This window comes from Variovorax terrae, assembly GCF_022809125.1.
GTDB lineage: Bacteria > Pseudomonadota > Gammaproteobacteria > Burkholderiales > Burkholderiaceae_C > Variovorax_A > Variovorax_A terrae.
Genome location: NZ_JALGBI010000003.1, coordinates 605,160 through 620,235 on the forward strand (window position 1 = coordinate 605,160; position 15,076 = coordinate 620,235).

Genomic DNA, 15,076 nt, shown 5'->3' on the forward strand with positions numbered 1-15,076 from the left:
ATGCAGATCGCCGCTCCCCAACTCAGCCAGCACTTGCAGCGCGGCCTGAAATCCCTGTACACCTTGCACGGCGATGAGCCGCTGCTGGTGCAGGAAGCGGCCGATGCGATCCGCGCGGCCGCGCGCGCACAGGGCTACACCGAGCGCAGCTCGCACACCGTGGCGGGCGCCCATTTCGACTGGAGCGAGGTGCTGGCCGCCGGCGGCTCGCTGTCCCTGTTCGCGGACAAGCAGATCGTCGAGATCCGCATTCCTTCCGGCAAACCCGGCAAGGAAGGCAGTCCGGCGATCCAGCAACTGGCCGAAAGCGCGCAGGGCAACGACAGCACGCTGACCCTGTTCATGCTGCCGCGGCTGGACAAGATGACCAAGGGCGGCGCCTGGTTCTCGGCGCTCGAGAGCTTCGGCGTCACCGTGCAGGTGGACCCGGTGGAGCGCGCCGCGCTGCCGCCCTGGATCGCGCAGCGGCTGGCCCTGCAGGGCCAGCGCGTGACGGCCGGCGAGGAGGGCCAGCGCACGCTGCAGTTCTTTGCTGACCGCGTCGAAGGCAACCTGCTGGCCGCGCACCAGGAGATCCAGAAGCTCGCGTTGCTCTATCCGCCAGGCGAGCTGAATTTCGAGCAAGTGGAAAGCGCCGTGCTCAACGTGGCGCGCTATGACGTGTTCAAGCTGTCCGAAGCCGTGCTCGGTGGCCAGGCCGCTCGCGTGCAGCGCATGCTCGACGGCCTGCAGGCCGAGGGCGAGGCCGAGGTGCTGGTGCACTACACGCTGGCCGAGGACATCCGCGCGCTCAAGCGCGTCAAGGACGCGGTCGGCCAGGGCCGCCCGCTGCCCATGGCGCTGCGCGAGCAGCGCATCTGGGGGCTCAAGGAGCGGCTGTTCGAGCGCGTGCTGCCCCGCCTGTCGTCCACCACCGTGGACAACCTGCTGCATGCCGCGCACCAGGTCGACGGCATCGTCAAGGGGCTGAAAGCGCCTGGCTGGCCCACCGAGGGCTGGCAGGCGCTGCACCGGCTCGCGATGATGCTGTGCCGGGAATGCGCGGCGCCGGCCCGGGCCGGCTGAATCCCGGAACTGAGCTCCTTCACCTGTCAGGCTTTGTTGGCATCCCTTGCCTACACTGGCCGCTCCACGGAGACCCGAGGAGACAAAGCCATGCAAACTGGCCAATGGATTCTGCGCCGCGCCTGGGCGGTGCTGCTCGCCGCTGCGGCGGCATGTCCCGCGTTCGCCCAGCGGGTCCCCTTCGACTCCGGCGATGCGAACTTCAGCGCCGAGGGGCTGGTGAAGGGGGTGGCAGCCGACGAGGCCGCCTGCGCCCGGGTGCGCGACGCCGTCTGGGCGCGCCCGGCCTCGGGCCAGCCCGAATGCATCCGCTACTGGGCCGCGGGCCTGCCCGCCTCGGGCCAGGCCGCGCGCGTGCTGGTCTACATTCCTGGCGACCAACTGGTGTTCGACGAACCGGAGCGAGGCTATGCCTCGCGCCATCCGCGCGCGATGCAGCAGCTTGCCGGTGATATGCAGGCGACGCTGGGCGTGCCGCTGATCGTGCTGTCGCGGCCGGGCACCTTCGGCTCGTCCGGCGAGCACCGGCAGCGCCGGCGGGAGCATGAGGCGCGGCTGACCGACGCGGCGGTGGACGCGATCAAGGCCCGGCACGGGGTCGCCGAATTCGGGCTGGTGGGCCTGAGCGGCGGCGGCCATCTGGTGGCGGCCCTGCTCGGGTGGCGCGCCGACGTGCTCTGCGCCGTCCCGGCCTCGTCCGTCTCGTCGCCCAGGCTGCGCTGGCAGGCCTTCGGGCGCGACCGCGACCTGACCGGCTTTGCGGATTCCTACGAGCCGGTGGACCACCTGCGGCCCGGTGTCGCCCACAGCGGCCTGCGCGTCTTCGTGCTGGGCGACCCCAAGGACACCAACGTGCCCTGGCACACCCAGACGCCGCTGGCCGAGCGCCTGCGCGCCATCGGGGTGGACACGCAGGTGCTGACCGGCGAGGGCAGCGACGGGCAGCGGCATGCCCTGGGCGGCTCCGGCCGCCAGGTGGGCGCGAAATGCCTGCAGGGAGCGCCCACGCAGGACATCCTTGACCTGGCGGCCAAAGGGCTGAAAGGCTGAAGAGCGGCGCGGCGTTGCGGTGCCATGCGAAAATCCAGCGCATGAACGCCCTCAATATCGCCGAATACATGCAGACGCTGGGCCTGCAGGCCAGGGTCGCTTCGGCGCAGATGGCGCGGGCGAGCGCCGCCGCCAAGAACCGCGCGCTGAAAGGACTGGCCCGGCTGCTGCGCGAGAACGTGGCGGCCCTGCAGGCCGACAATGCCCGGGATCTGGAGCGCGCCGTGGCCGCCGGCCTGGCCGCGCCGATGGTGGACCGGCTCAAGCTCACGCCCAAGGTGCTCGACACCTGCGCCCAGGGTTGCGAACAGCTCGCCGCCATGCCCGACATCATCGGCGAGATCATCGGCATGAAGCAGCAGCCCAGCGGCATCCGCGTGGGCCAGATGCGCGTGCCCATCGGCGTGTTCGGCATGATCTTCGAGAGCCGCCCCAACGTGACCATCGAGGCCGCCAGCCTGAGCATCAAGAGCGGCAACGCCTGCATCCTGCGCGGCGGCTCGGAGGCCATCGAGTCCAACAAGGCGCTGGCGCTGCTGGTGCGGCAGGCGCTGGCCGAGGCCGGCCTGCCCGAGGACGCGGTGCAACTGGTGCAGACCACCGACCGCGAGGCCGTGGGTCAGCTCATCACCATGCCCCAGTACGTGGACGTGGTCATCCCGCGCGGCGGCAAGGGCCTGATCGAACGCATCAGCCGCGAGGCCAAGGTACCGGTGATCAAGCACCTGGACGGCAACTGCCATGTCTACGTGGACGATCCCTGCGACATCGACATGGCCGTGACCGTGGCCGACAACGCCAAGACCCAGAAGTACAGTCCCTGCAATGCCAGCGAGAGCCTGCTGGTGGCGCGCGGCGTGGCGCAGGCGTTCCTGTCGAAGATCGGGGCCATCTATGCGGCCAAGGGCGTGGAAATGCGAGGAGATGACGCCGCAGTCCAGATCCTGCGGTCACAAGCCGCTATCAATTCAGTAGCAACCGTCGTTCCCGCGAGCGAGCAGGACTGGTCGGAGGAATACCTCGCGCCCATCATCAGCATCAAGGTGGTGGAGGGGCTGGACGAGGCCATTGCCCACATCAACCGGTATGGCAGCCACCACACCGACGCGATCCTCACGCGCGACCACATGCACGCGCAGCGCTTCCTGCGCGAAGTGGATTCGGCCAGCGTCATGGTGAACGCGAGCACCCGCTTCGCCGATGGCTTCGAATACGGGCTGGGCGCGGAAATCGGCATCAGCACCGACAAGTTCCACGCCCGCGGGCCGGTCGGCCTCGAAGGCCTGACCTCGCTCAAGTGGGTGGTGCTGGGGCAGGGCGAAGTCCGCCTTTGAGCGCGCGCGGTTGCGCGCTGGCTCTTGTAAGCTCCGCAGCCGCCCTCAAATCCCTACAATTCCACTCGAATATTCCGATTCGCCACGACACGAGGGCCGCATGGTTCCGCATCTCATCACGGCCCTGACGGGGCCCATCAACGAACTCGAACAACGCATCCTGGACTCCATGCCGGCCATCGAGCGCTGGTTCCGCCTGGAATGGATGGAGCACACGCCGCCGTTCTACAGCTCGGTGGACATCCGTAACGCCGGCTTCAAGCTGGCACCGGTGGACACCAACCTGTACCCCGGCGGCTGGAACAACCTCACGCCCGAGATGCTGCCGCTGGCAGTGCAGGCGGCCATGGCGGCGATCGAGAAGATCTGCCCCGAGGCCAAGAACCTGCTGGTGATCCCGGAAAACCACACCCGCAACACCTTCTACCTGAGCAACGTCGCCCAGCTCAAGCGCATCTTCCACATGGCCGGCCTGAACGTGCGCATCGGCTCGATCGACCCCGAGATCAAGCAGCCCACCACGGTGGACCTGCCGACCGGCGAGCAGATCACGCTGGAGCCCGTGATCCGCAGCAGGCGCCGCCTGGGGCTCAAGGACTTCGATCCCTGCACCATCCTGCTCAACAACGACCTGTCGGCCGGCGCACCCGGCATCCTGGAAGACCTGCACGAGCAGTACCTGCTGCCGCCGCTGCACGCGGGCTGGTCGGTGCGGCGCAAGAGCCGGCATTTCCAGGCCTATGAGGAGGTGTCCAAGCGCTTCGGCAAGCTGCTGGGCATCGACCCCTGGCTGATCAATCCGCTGTACGCCAAGTGCGGCGAGGTCAATTTCGCCGAAGGCTCGGGGCTCGACTGCCTGACCAGCAACGTGGACGCGCTGCTGACCAAGGTGCGGCGCAAGTACAAGGAATACGGCATCAACGAGAAGCCGTTCGTGGTGGTCAAGGCTGACAACGGCACCTATGGCATGGGCATCATGACGGTGCGCGACGTCAAGGACCTCGAAGTCCTGAACCGCAAGACCAAGAACAAGATGTCGATCATCAAGGACGGCCAGCCCGTCAGCGACGTCATCATCCAGGAAGGCGTGCTGACCAACGAGCGCATGAACGAGGCCGTGGCCGAGCCGGTGGTCTACATGATGGACCGCTACGTGGTCGGCGGCTTCTACCGCATCCACGCCGAGCGCGGCGTGGACGAGAACCTCAACGCCCCCGGCGCGAGCTTCGTGCCGCTGGCGTTCGCCGAAAGCAGCCACCTGCCCCAGCCCGGCCAGAAGCCCGGGGCCAGCGCGCCCAACCGCTTCTACATGTATGGCGTGATCGGCCGGCTGGCCATGCTGGCGGCCAGCTACGAGCTCGAGGCCACTGACCCGGACGCCGAGATCTACGACTAGGAGCCTGTTCATCGTCTCCCCGGGGCCGCGCCGCAAGATCGAGGCGCCGGCCCCTTGGCAAGACTGGCTGGATATCCAGTTGCTGCGCTGCAACAACTGCGCCAGTTCTCCGCTTTAGTCGTGGTTCCCGCCTTGCAAGCCGGTGGTCGAGGCGCACAATACGCATCCCAAAGGTTACGGAACCCCGCCGGCCGCCAGCCACCAAGACGGGGGATCTCAGTGCAAAGCTCGAAATCCTCGCTCCCGGCGCTCACGCTCGGCGCCATCGGTGTTGTCTACGGCGACATCGGCACCAGCGTCCTCTACGCTTTCAAGGAAGTCTTCGCGAGCGGCCATGTGCCGCTCACGCACGGCAATGTGCTGGGCGTGCTGTCGCTGTTCTTCTGGACGCTGACCATCGTCGTCTCCATCAAGTACGTGGCGCTCATCATGCGCGCCGACAACCACGGCGAAGGCGGCCTGATGGCGCTGCTCGCGCTGGCCTCGCAGTCGGTCAGGAACCGCCCGCGCAGCCGGCGCGTGCTGCTGATGATCGGCGTCTTCGGCGTCGCACTGTTCTTCGGCGACGGCGTCATCACGCCGGCCATCTCCGTGCTGTCGGCGGTGGAGGGCCTGGAGATCGTCACCCCCGCGGCCAAGCCCTACGTGGTGCTGATCTCGCTGGTGGTGCTGGTGCTGCTGTTCATGATGCAGCGGCGCGGCACGGGCGACATCGGCAAGTTCTTCGGCCCGGTCATGGTGATCTGGTTCATCGCGATCGCGCTCATGGGCGTGGGCCAGATCATCGGCAACCCCGGCGTGCTGCTGGCCATCTGGCCGGGCTATGCGGTGGAGTTCGCGGCGCAGCACTATGCGCTGGCGTTCATCACGCTCGGGGCCGTGTTCCTGTGCGTGACGGGCGCCGAGGCGCTGTACGCCGACATGGGCCATTTCGGCAAGATGCCGATCCGGCTGGCCTGGTTCACCCTGATCATGCCCTCGCTGGTGCTCAACTACTTCGGCCAGGGCGCGCTGGTGCTGGCCGACCCCAAGGCGGTCGAGAACCCGTTCTACCTGATGGCGCCCGAGTGGGCGCTGATCCCGATGGTGGTGCTGGCCACCGCCTCCACGGTGATCGCCTCGCAGGCGCTGATTTCGGGCGCGTTCTCGGCCACCAAGCAGACCATCCAGCTCGGCTTCCTGCCGCGCCTGACCATCCTGCACACCTCGATCCGCGACACCGGCCAGATCTACATCCCGGCGGTGAACTGGATGCTGCTAGTCGGCGTGATCGCCGCGGTCGGGCTGTTCGGCTCGTCCAGCGCGCTGGCCGCGGCCTACGGCATCTCGGTCAGCCTGGTGATGGTCATCACCACGGTGCTGACCTTCTTCGTGGTGCGCTATGGCTGGGGCTACCCGCTGTGGCTGTGCCTCCTGGCCACCGGCTGCTTCTTCATCGTGGACGTGGCCTTCTTCATCTCCAACTCGATGAAGATCGCGCAGGGCGGCTGGTTCCCGCTGCTGCTGGCGGCGGTGCTGTACACCGTGCTCGCCACCTGGAAGCGCGGGCGCCAGTTGCTCAACGAGAAGATGCACACCGACGCGATCGACCTCAAGGGCTTCCTGGAGGCCGTGTTCGTCGAGCCGCCCACGCGCGTGGGCGGCACGGCCGTGTTTCTCACGGCCGAGCCCGGCACCGTGCCCAACGCGCTGCTGCACAACCTCAAGCACAACAAGGTGCTGCACGAGCAGAACCTGTTCGTCACGGTGCGCCACCACGAGGTGCCGTGGATCGGCATGGACAAGCGGCTGGCGATCGAGCCGCTGGGCCACGACTGCTGGCAGGTGGTGGTGCACTACGGCTTCAAGAACGACCCCGACCTGCCGCGCGCCCTGGCCATGATGCGTGGGCGCGGCTGCGATCTGGAGGCCATGAGCACCAGCTACTTCCTGTCGCGAGACATCGTCATCCCCACCATCGGGCGCGGCATGGCGCCATGGCGCGAGAAGCTGTTCGCGCAGATGCACCGCAATGCCAGCGGCGCGGCGGACTTTCTCAACCTGCCCAACAACTCGGTGGTGGAGCTGGGGTCGAAGATCGAGATCTGACATGCCGTGGGGTGGCTGAGCTTGCGGGCGGCTGGCGAGCCCGCCCCCTTCGCCAGCAGCCGAGGCCGGCGAACTGCCAGAATCCCACCCCATGCGTTTCTTCAAAGACCTGAGCCTGTCGGCCTTCACGGCCGGCTTCGTCGCCGTGCTGGTCGGCTTCACGAGTTCGGTGGCCATCGTGTTCCAGGCCGCGCAGGCCTTCGATGCCACGCCGGCGCAGATCAGCTCCTGGATGTGGGCGCTGGGCATCGGCATGGGGCTGTGCTCGGCGATTCCCTCGCTGATCCTGCGCCAGCCGGTGATGGTGGCCTGGTCCACGCCCGGCGCGGCGGTATTGGCCACGGCGGGCCTGGCCGGCGGCTTCTCGATGGCCGAGGCCGTGGGCGCCTTCATGGCCTGCGCGGTGCTGATCACGCTGTTCGGCGTCACGGGCTGGTTCGAGCGCGTGATGAACCGCATCCCGATGGCCATCGCCTCGGCGCTGCTGGCCGGCGTGCTGGCGCGCTTCGGCCTCTCGGCCTTCGCCGCGGCGCAGACCGCCTTGCCGCTGGTGCTGCTGATGCTGGCCAGCTACCTGCTCGGGCGGCGCTGGCTGCCGCGCTACGCGGTGGTGCTCACACTGGGGATTGCTATTATTTATGTAGCAATCAATGACCAGCTGGCCTGGACCTCCGTCACTTTTGACTTCGCAAAACCGGTATTCACTGCGCCCCGCTTCACGCTGGCCGCTTTCGTGAGCCTGGCGATCCCGCTGTTCGTGGTGACCATGGCCTCGCAGAACCTGCCGGGCGTGGCGGCGATCCAGGCCGCGGGCTACCGCATGCCGATCTCGAAGATCATCACGCTCACCGGCGTGGCCACGCTGGTGCTGGCGCCGTTCGGCGGCTACGCGCTGAACCTGAGCGCCATCACGGCCGCCATCTGCATGGGCCGCGAGGCGCATGAAGACCCGGCCAGGCGCTACACCGCGGCCGTGTCCTGCGGCGCGATTTACGTGGTGATCGGCATCTTCGGCGCGGCGGTGACCGGGTTGCTCACGGCCTTTCCCAAGGAACTGGTGGCCGCCATCGCGGGCCTGGCGCTGCTGGGCACCATCGGCGGCGGGCTGGCCACCTCGCTCAGGGAGGAGCCGCACCGCGAGGCCGCGCTCATCACTTTCCTGGTCACGCTCAGCGGCGTGTCAATAGCCGGAGTCGGCTCGGCGTTTTGGGGCGTGGTGGCGGGCGCCCTGGCGCTGTTTGTGCAACAGTATGGGAAACGAAAGCCTGCCGCATGAACATTCTCTTCGTCGCCGATCCGCTCTCCACCTTCAAGATCTACAAGGACACCACTTTTTCGATGATGCGCGAGGCGCAGCGCCGCGGCCACCGCATCGCGGCCTGCGAGCCGTGCGACCTGGTCTGGCGCTCCGGCGCGCCCGTGGTGGCCACGGTGCGCGAGATCACGCTCTCCGGCGATGCGCACGACTGGTTCCGCGAAGACGCCGCGCCGCTCAAGGCGCTGAAGGACTTTGACGCCATCGTGATGCGCAAGGACCCGCCGTTCGACAGCGAGTATTTCTACGCCACCCACCTGCTGGAGCAGGCCGAGCGCGAGGGCGCCAGGGTCTTCAACCAGCCGCGCACGCTGCGCGACCATCCCGAGAAGCTCGCGATCATGGAGTTCGCGCAGTACGTGAGCCCCACGCTGGTCACGCGCAGCGCCGACGAGGTGCGGCGCTTCCACGCCGAGCACGGCGACATCATCCTCAAGCCGCTGGACGGCATGGGCGGCATGGGCATCTTCCGCGTCAGGGCCGATGGCCTGAATCTCGGCTCCATCATCGAAACGCTCAACAAGGACGGCGCCGAAACCATCATGGTGCAGCGCTTCGTGCCCGAGATCACGCAGGGCGACAAGCGCATCCTGGTGATCGGCGGCCAGCCCGTGCCCTACAGCCTGGCGCGCATCCCGCAGGGCAGCGAGGTGCGCGGCAACCTGGCGGCGGGCGGCAAGGGCGTGGCCCAGCCGCTCACGGCCAAAGACCGCGAGATCGCCGAAGCGCTGGGCCCGGTGCTGGCCGCGCGCGGCCTGCTGCTGGTGGGGCTGGACGTGATCGGCGATTGCCTGACCGAAGTCAACGTCACCAGCCCGACCTGCTTCCAGGAAATCACCGAGCAGACCGGCTTCGACGTGCCGGCCATGTTCATCGACGCGCTCGAGCAGGCGCTGAAAGCCTAGAACCCATGCCGGTGTCTGGCGGACGGCCGCGGCTCATTCGCCGTTGGCGTTGAGCGGGCGGCCCGACGAGGCCCGGACGATCAGGGTCGCCTGTTCCACCCGCCGGGTGGGCGGGCGGGCGGGGTCGCCGATGCGTGAGATCAGCAGCTCGGCCGCATCGCTGCCGATCTTGCGGCCGTACAGCTGAACCGTGGACAGGGGCGGATGCGTGATCTCCGTTTCCGGCATGCCGTCAAAGCCGACGACGGCCATGTGCTCGCCCGGCGTCAGCCCGGCGCACCGCAGGGCGTGCATCACGCCCATGGCCACGAAATCGTTGTAGCAGAGCATGGCCGTGGGGCGCGCTTCCAGGCGCATGACGGCGTTCACGTCGGCGACGCCGCTGGTCAGGGAGGGGCGGCTTTCAACCACCAGCGCCGGATCAAAAGCGATGCCGCGCGCATCCAGCCCCGAGAAGTAGCCGGCCAGCCGGTCGATGCGAACCGGGTTCTCGCGCTCCCCGCCGAGGAAGGCGATCCGGCGGTGCCCGAGGTCGATCAGGTGCTGGGTGGCCATCTTTGCCCCTCCGTAGTTGTCGGAGCCCGCAAAATCCAGCCGGGCGTCCGGGTAGGGCCGGACGGCCATGCAGATCGGAATGCCGGCCGCGAGGAACCGGTCGAAGGCCTGCGGTGGCGTGCCCGTGGCGGCGCAGACGATCAGGCCCGCGACGTCATGTTCGATGAACGACTCCAGCAGGCGCTCCTGCCGTGCCGGCTGCTCCGCCGATTCGACGAGGTACACCATGTAGCCGGCCTCGGCCGCCCTTTCTTCCACGGCCGACGTCAGCTGGGCGAAAAAGGGGTTGCGGATGTCGTTGATGACGAGGCCGATGGCCTGGGACGTCCTGCGCCGCAGATTGGCGGCGTTGCGGTTGTAGGTGTAGCCGAGCGCAGCGATCGACTGCCGCACTTTCTCTGCTGTTTCCTCCGGGATGCGCGGGTGTTTTTGCAGCACAAGCGAAACGGTCGAGCGCGAAACGCCAGCGTGCGCCGCAATGTCGTTGATGGTGATGCGTCGTTTGTCCATGGGTCGATTCTCCCGTCTATTCCCTGGCCATTGACCGGTGAAAAGTAGAACGATTTACCTTTTTGGCTGAACACCTTTACCGAAAAGGGCTTGTTTTCCCTCCGAGAAGTGAGATTACAGATGAGAGATGTAGGGTTAATACCTATTATTTGCCGTTGACTGACAAAAATCCTTCTTTAAAATCAAGTAGAACGATCTACTAGAAAGATTTTTGATGCGCGTTCTCGACTTTGGGCAATTGAAGCAAGTCCTGGCAGGCTTGCGCGAAGGCGCCGTGACGGCCGTCTCCGGGGCCGGCGGGGGCCTGCTTGAGCCCGAGGAAGTCCTTCGCTGCTTCGAAGAGGCTTTTCTCCAGGGCGGTCAGCCCAGGGGCATTACCCTGGTGCACACGCTGGGCATGGGCGACCGGCAGGACAAGGGCATCAACCGCTTCGCCCACGAAGGCATGGTCAAGCGCGTCATCGGCGGCCACTGGATCTGGTCGCCGCGCATGCTCGCGCTGGCGCAGCACAACAAGCTCGAGGCCTACTGCATGCCCTCCGGCGCGCTGACCCACCTGCTGCGGGAAATCGGCGCCGGCCGGCCGGGCCTGTTCACCCACGTGGGCCTGGGCACCTTCGTGGACCCGCGCCACCAGGGCGGGCGCTGCAACGAGGCGGCCCAGGAAGAACTGGTGGAGCTGATGCAGATCGACGGCCAGGACGTGCTGCGCTACCGGCCCTTCAAGGTTGACGTTGCGGTCATCCGCGGCACCTATGCCGACGAGAACGGCAACATCAGCGCCGTTGAAGAGCCCGCCGACCTCGACTCCTATGCGGTCGCGCTGGCCGCCAAGCGCTGCGGCGGCATCGTCATCGCGCAGGTGCGTGAGGTGGTGCCGGTCGGCAAGCTGCGCCCGCGCGAGGTCTCGGTGCCGGGCAATCTGGTCGATTTCGTGCTGCCCTGCCCGGACCAGCCGCAGACCTACCACGGGCGCTACGACGTGTCGCTGGCCGGGCTCGGCGAAAGCCAGCCCGAGGCGACCCACCCGCCCGAGCGCGATCCGGTGCGGCACGCCGTGGCGCTGCGTGCCGCAGAGGAACTGATCGACGGCGCTTCGGTCAATTTCGGCTTCGGCATGTCGTCCGGCGTGGCCGAGGTCATCGCGCGGCGCGGCGATGCCAGCCGCTACTGGTTCACGATCGAGCAGGGCGTGCATGGCGGCAGGCTGCTGACCGGCGACATGTTCGGCATCGCGGCCAATCCGGCGGCCATTCTCTCGGCCGCGGAACAGTTCGATTTGTACTCGGGCGGCGGCCTCGACCAGACCTTTCTCGGCATGGCCGAGATGGATGCAGAGGGCAACGTCAATGTGTCCCACTTCGGCGGCCAGATCAGCGGCCCCGGCGGTTTCATCGACATCTCGCAGGGTGCGCAGAAAGTCGTGTTCTGCGGCTCGTTCGACGCCAAGGGCACCCGGCTCACGGTCGCCGACGGGGCGCTGACGATCCAGCGCCACGGCGAAGTGCGCAAGCTCGTGAAGAAAGTGGCCGGCATCACGTTCAGCGGCAAGGAGGCCGTGCGACGCGGGCAGGAGGTCATCTACGTGACCGAGCGCGCCGTGTTCCGGCTCACGCCTGAAGGCCTGGAGCTGACCGACATCGCCCCCGGCGTGGACTTGGAGCGTGACATCCTGTCGCGAATGGACTTCAAGCCCATCGTGCGTGCGCCGCGACTCATGAACGCCGCCTATTTCTGTGAGCCCGCCGACGCGGCCGGCCCGGCGGCCTGACACCGCCCACAAGGAAGACCATGGACTTTGCGCTCAACGACGAACAGAAGCTGATGATCGACACCGTTCGGCGTTTCATCAAGACCGAATTGCAGCCCCTGGAACAGAGGGTGGAGGACGAAGGCCGCCTGGATGCGGACCTCGCCCGGCGCCTGATGGACCAGTCGCGCGCCATCGGCCTCTACGCGCTCAACATGCCGGCCGAGCACGGCGGCGGTGGGCTCAGCGCGGTCGACTGGATGCTGTGCGAGGAGCAGTTCGGGCACAGCACCGACATTCTGGTGCGGCGCGCCTTCGGCAACGTGTACGACGCCCTGCTGGCGTGCGAGGGCGACCAGGTGCCGCGCTGGCTGGCGCCGGCGGTGCGCGGCGAGAGAACCTGCGGGCTGGCGATCACCGAGCCCGGCGCCGGGTCGGACGCGCAGGCCATCAAGACCCATGCCCGCAGGACGGACAACGGATGGGTGCTCAACGGCAGCAAGCACTTCATCAGCGATGCCGAGTTCAGCGATTTCTTTCTGGTCTCCGCGCGCACCGGCGACAGGCAGATATCGCTGTTCGCCGTCGACAAGAACCTGCCCGGCTTCACGGTGGGCAAGGACCAGGAAATGATGGGCCTGCGCGGCACGCCCCACATGGAGCTGTTCTTCGACAACGTTGCGCTGGAGCCCATTGCCCTGATCGGCAAGGAAGGCGAAGGCTTCAAGCTCGCGATGAACATGCTGGGGCGCGTGCGCCTGGCCCTCGTCGGCGCGCGCGCGGTCGGCAAGGCCAGCCATGTGCTGGAGATGATGACGACGTATGCGAACGACCGCCAGCAGTTTGGCAAGCGGATCGGTGAGTTCCAGATGATCCAGCAGATGCTGGCCGACAGCACCGTCGAGATCCATGCGGCGAGGCTGATGGTGCTGCACGCCGCCTGGACGATAGACGCCGGGCTCGACGCGCGCATCCCGATCTCGATGGTGAAGCTGCACGCCTCGGAAGTGCTCGGCAAGGTCGTTGACCGCGCGGTGCAGATCTTCGGCGGCATGGGTTTTTGCAAGGAGCTTCCGATCGAACGCTACTACCGCGACGCCCGCGTGTACCGCATCTTCGACGGCACCTCGGAAATCCACCGCAGCGTGATCGCGCGCGAAGTGCTCAAGCGCGGCGCCGAAGTGTTCGACCTGCATCGCTGAACCGCGGGCCACCTCAGGACCTCCTCATCATGACCCGCACGCTGTACGCCATCATCGGAGACCCCATTGCCCAGGCGCGGTCGCCGGAAGTCTTCAACCAGCTTTTTGCGCAACGCGGCATCGACGCCGAGATGGTGGCATTGCATGTCGGCGCCGACCAGTTCGAGACCGCGCTGCAAGGCTTGGCCGCCCTGCGCAACTTCGGCGGCGCGGTGATCACGATCCCGCACAAGGCCGCGGCGGCTCGCGTCGCGGTGCAGCGCTCGGCGCGCGTGGCCGTCGCCGGCGTGGCCAACGTGCTCAGGCCCGGCGCCTCGGGCTGGCGTGCCGACCTGTTCGACGGAGAGGGTTTCGTCGCGGGGCTGCGCCAATGCGGCCATGAGGTTCGGGTCCAAAGCGCCGCCGTCGTGGGCGCGGGCGGCGCGGGCATGGCCATTGCCACCGCGCTGCTCGATGCCGGCGTCGGCAGCGTCGCGATCGACGACATCGACCGCGTTCGTGCCGAGGACGCCTGTACGCGCCTGTCGGCCACCTACGGCGGGCGGGTCCAGCGGCGCGGCCCGACGAAGGCGGACAATCTGGTCGTGAATGCAACGCCGATCGGCATGAACGAAGGCGATGCCTTGCCCGTTGTGCTGGAGCAGCTCGATCCGCGTGCGCTCGTGGCCGATGCCATCATGAAGCCGCCGCGCACCCGCCTGCTCACGGAAGCAGTGCGGCGCGGCCACCCGGTCCAGGAGGGCCGGCACATGCTCGACGGCCAGGCCGAGGCGATCTGGCGTTTTCTCGCCATGGGCGGCGCGGCGTCCGATCCGCCCGGCGTTCCAAGTCCTCAGGCTCCGCCATGACGTAGCCCCCGCATCACCCAGGGCCAGGAAGCCCCCGGCATTTCTGCGCCACCGCCACCCCACAGTTCAAATCCATCCAAGGACATCACCATGAAACCCAGCTCATTCGTTCGCCTCGCTGCCAGCGCCTTCTTCGTCTTCACGGCATCGCTTGCCTCGGCGCAGGACTTTCCGAACAAACCCATCGAACTGCTGGTCGCCTTCCCCGCCGGCGGCGGCAGCGATGCGCTGGCCCGCGGCATTGCGGATTCGGCAAGCCGGCAAATGCCGCAGCCCATGATCGTGGTCAACAAGCCCGGCGCCGCCGGCACCATCGGCTTCGCGGAAGGCGCCAGTGCCAAGCCGGACGGCTACAAGATCACCGTGGTTTCGCCCGAGCTGCTGATCACGCCCTACCTCGGCATCGGCAAGGTGACCTACCAGGACTTCAAGCCCGTGGGCCGCTTCAACGAAGACCCGTGCACCGTCGCGGTCCAGGTGAATTCCCCGTTCAAGACCATCGAAGCCTTCATCCAGCACGTGAAGGCCAACCCGGGCAAGGTCAACGTCGCCAACTCCGGGGCGGGGTCGATCAACCATGTCTGCGCCGCGGCGCTGGAGGACAAGGCCGGCCTGAAGATCAACCACATCCCCTACCTGGGCTCGGGCCCCATGATCAATGCCCTGCTGGGCGACCAGGTCGATGCGGCCGTCATCAGCCCTGCCGAAGTCAGCAGCTTCGTCAAGGCCGGAAAGATGCGCCTGCTGGCCGTCATGTCCAAGGAGCGCGCCAAGGGCTTCGAGGATGTGCCGACCTTCCGCGAGCGCAACATCGACCTGGTCATGAGCACCTGGCGCGGGCTGGTGGTGCCCAAGGCCACGCCCGACGCGATCGTTGCCAAGCTCGGCGAGGTGCTGGCCAAGGTCAATGCGGACCCGGCCTACCAGCAGATTCTGGAGCGCCAGAATCTCGGCCGCATTCTTGAGAACCGCGAGCAGTTCGCAGCGTTCCTGAAGCAGGGCGACGAGCAGTACAAGCGCATCGTCCCGATGCTGCAAATGACAAAGTAAGCAGTGAA

The 15,076-nt window shown here is 67.2% G+C and carries 12 protein-coding genes; 11 read left to right on the plus strand and 1 reads right to left on the minus strand.

Annotated features, from left to right (window positions below; genetic code table 11):
* The 7 genes from holA (at window position 1) to gshB (ending at window position 9,153) form a co-directional block, all read left to right on the plus strand.
* Window positions 1-1,065 (plus strand): DNA polymerase III subunit delta, encoded by a 1,065-nt coding sequence (gene holA / locus MMF98_RS22225; RefSeq protein WP_243309525.1) that lies wholly within the window; start codon window positions 1-3, stop codon window positions 1,063-1,065.
* 90 nt (window positions 1,066-1,155) lie between these two features.
* On the plus strand, window positions 1,156-2,115 hold the full coding sequence (locus tag MMF98_RS22230; RefSeq protein ID WP_243309526.1) for an alpha/beta hydrolase family protein: 960 nt from the start codon (window positions 1,156-1,158) through the stop codon (window positions 2,113-2,115).
* 41 nt (window positions 2,116-2,156) lie between these two features.
* Entirely contained in the window at window positions 2,157-3,449 is a 1,293-nt protein-coding gene (locus MMF98_RS22235; RefSeq protein WP_243309527.1) for a glutamate-5-semialdehyde dehydrogenase, read from the plus strand.
* Window positions 3,450-3,549: 100 nt separating this feature from the next.
* Complete coding sequence (gene gshA / locus MMF98_RS22240; RefSeq protein WP_243309528.1) at window positions 3,550-4,845, plus strand: glutamate--cysteine ligase; 1,296 nt, start codon at window positions 3,550-3,552, stop codon at window positions 4,843-4,845.
* Between the two features lie 219 nt (window positions 4,846-5,064).
* Window positions 5,065-6,933 (plus strand): potassium transporter Kup, encoded by a 1,869-nt coding sequence (locus MMF98_RS22245; RefSeq protein WP_243309529.1) that lies wholly within the window; start codon window positions 5,065-5,067, stop codon window positions 6,931-6,933.
* Between the two features lie 91 nt (window positions 6,934-7,024).
* A complete protein-coding gene (locus MMF98_RS22250) occupies window positions 7,025-8,209 on the plus strand; it encodes a benzoate/H(+) symporter BenE family transporter (protein ID WP_243309530.1) in 1,185 nt (394 codons plus the stop codon).
* Window positions 8,206-9,153 (plus strand): glutathione synthase, encoded by a 948-nt coding sequence (gene gshB / locus MMF98_RS22255; RefSeq protein WP_243309531.1) that lies wholly within the window; start codon window positions 8,206-8,208, stop codon window positions 9,151-9,153. Before MMF98_RS22250 ends, gshB begins: the two co-directional genes overlap by 4 nt.
* A gap of 33 nt (window positions 9,154-9,186) precedes the next feature.
* Here gshB and MMF98_RS22260 read toward each other — a convergent pair whose 3' ends face one another.
* Window positions 9,187-10,218 carry a LacI family DNA-binding transcriptional regulator gene (locus MMF98_RS22260; protein ID WP_243309532.1) on the minus strand — a complete coding sequence of 344 codons (1,032 nt, stop codon included), beginning with the start codon at window positions 10,216-10,218 and terminating at the stop codon, window positions 9,187-9,189.
* Between the two features lie 238 nt (window positions 10,219-10,456).
* Here MMF98_RS22260 and MMF98_RS22265 point away from each other — a divergent pair, with 238 nt between their 5' ends.
* From MMF98_RS22265 to MMF98_RS22280, 4 genes are all read left to right on the plus strand, one after another.
* The gene (locus MMF98_RS22265; RefSeq protein ID WP_243309533.1) at window positions 10,457-11,989 is read left to right on the plus strand and encodes an acyl CoA:acetate/3-ketoacid CoA transferase; all 1,533 of its coding nucleotides are present in this window, start codon (window positions 10,457-10,459) and stop codon (window positions 11,987-11,989) included.
* Between the two features lie 20 nt (window positions 11,990-12,009).
* Window positions 12,010-13,170, plus strand: a complete 1,161-nt coding sequence (locus tag MMF98_RS22270; RefSeq protein WP_243309534.1) for an acyl-CoA dehydrogenase family protein — start codon at window positions 12,010-12,012, stop codon at window positions 13,168-13,170.
* A 29-nt stretch (window positions 13,171-13,199) separates the two neighbouring features.
* Window positions 13,200-14,018 carry a shikimate dehydrogenase family protein gene (locus tag MMF98_RS22275; RefSeq protein WP_243309535.1) on the plus strand — a complete coding sequence of 273 codons (819 nt, stop codon included), beginning with the start codon at window positions 13,200-13,202 and terminating at the stop codon, window positions 14,016-14,018.
* A 90-nt stretch (window positions 14,019-14,108) separates the two neighbouring features.
* A complete protein-coding gene (locus tag MMF98_RS22280; RefSeq protein WP_243309536.1) occupies window positions 14,109-15,068 on the plus strand; it encodes a Bug family tripartite tricarboxylate transporter substrate binding protein in 960 nt (319 codons plus the stop codon).
* The last annotated feature ends 8 nt before the right edge of the window (window positions 15,069-15,076 follow it).

What these genes read in the sequence shown, in the direction of transcription:
- MMF98_RS22275 (WP_243309535.1), top strand. Translation starts at nt 13,200, where the DNA reads ATGACCCGCACGCTGTACGCCATCATCGGAGACCCCATTGCCCAGGCG.
- MMF98_RS22250 (WP_243309530.1), top strand. Translation starts at nt 7,025, where the DNA reads ATGCGTTTCTTCAAAGACCTGAGCCTGTCGGCCTTCACGGCCGGCTTC.
- gshA (WP_243309528.1), top strand. Translation starts at nt 3,550, where the DNA reads ATGGTTCCGCATCTCATCACGGCCCTGACGGGGCCCATCAACGAACTC.
- MMF98_RS22235 (WP_243309527.1), top strand. Translation starts at nt 2,157, where the DNA reads ATGAACGCCCTCAATATCGCCGAATACATGCAGACGCTGGGCCTGCAG.
- MMF98_RS22230 (WP_243309526.1), top strand. Translation starts at nt 1,156, where the DNA reads ATGCAAACTGGCCAATGGATTCTGCGCCGCGCCTGGGCGGTGCTGCTC.
- MMF98_RS22280 (WP_243309536.1), top strand. Translation starts at nt 14,109, where the DNA reads ATGAAACCCAGCTCATTCGTTCGCCTCGCTGCCAGCGCCTTCTTCGTC.
- holA (WP_243309525.1), top strand. Translation starts at nt 1, where the DNA reads ATGCAGATCGCCGCTCCCCAACTCAGCCAGCACTTGCAGCGCGGCCTG.
- MMF98_RS22270 (WP_243309534.1), top strand. Translation starts at nt 12,010, where the DNA reads ATGGACTTTGCGCTCAACGACGAACAGAAGCTGATGATCGACACCGTT.
- MMF98_RS22260 (WP_243309532.1), bottom strand. Translation starts at nt 10,218, where the DNA reads ATGGACAAACGACGCATCACCATCAACGACATTGCGGCGCACGCTGGC.
- gshB (WP_243309531.1), top strand. Translation starts at nt 8,206, where the DNA reads ATGAACATTCTCTTCGTCGCCGATCCGCTCTCCACCTTCAAGATCTAC.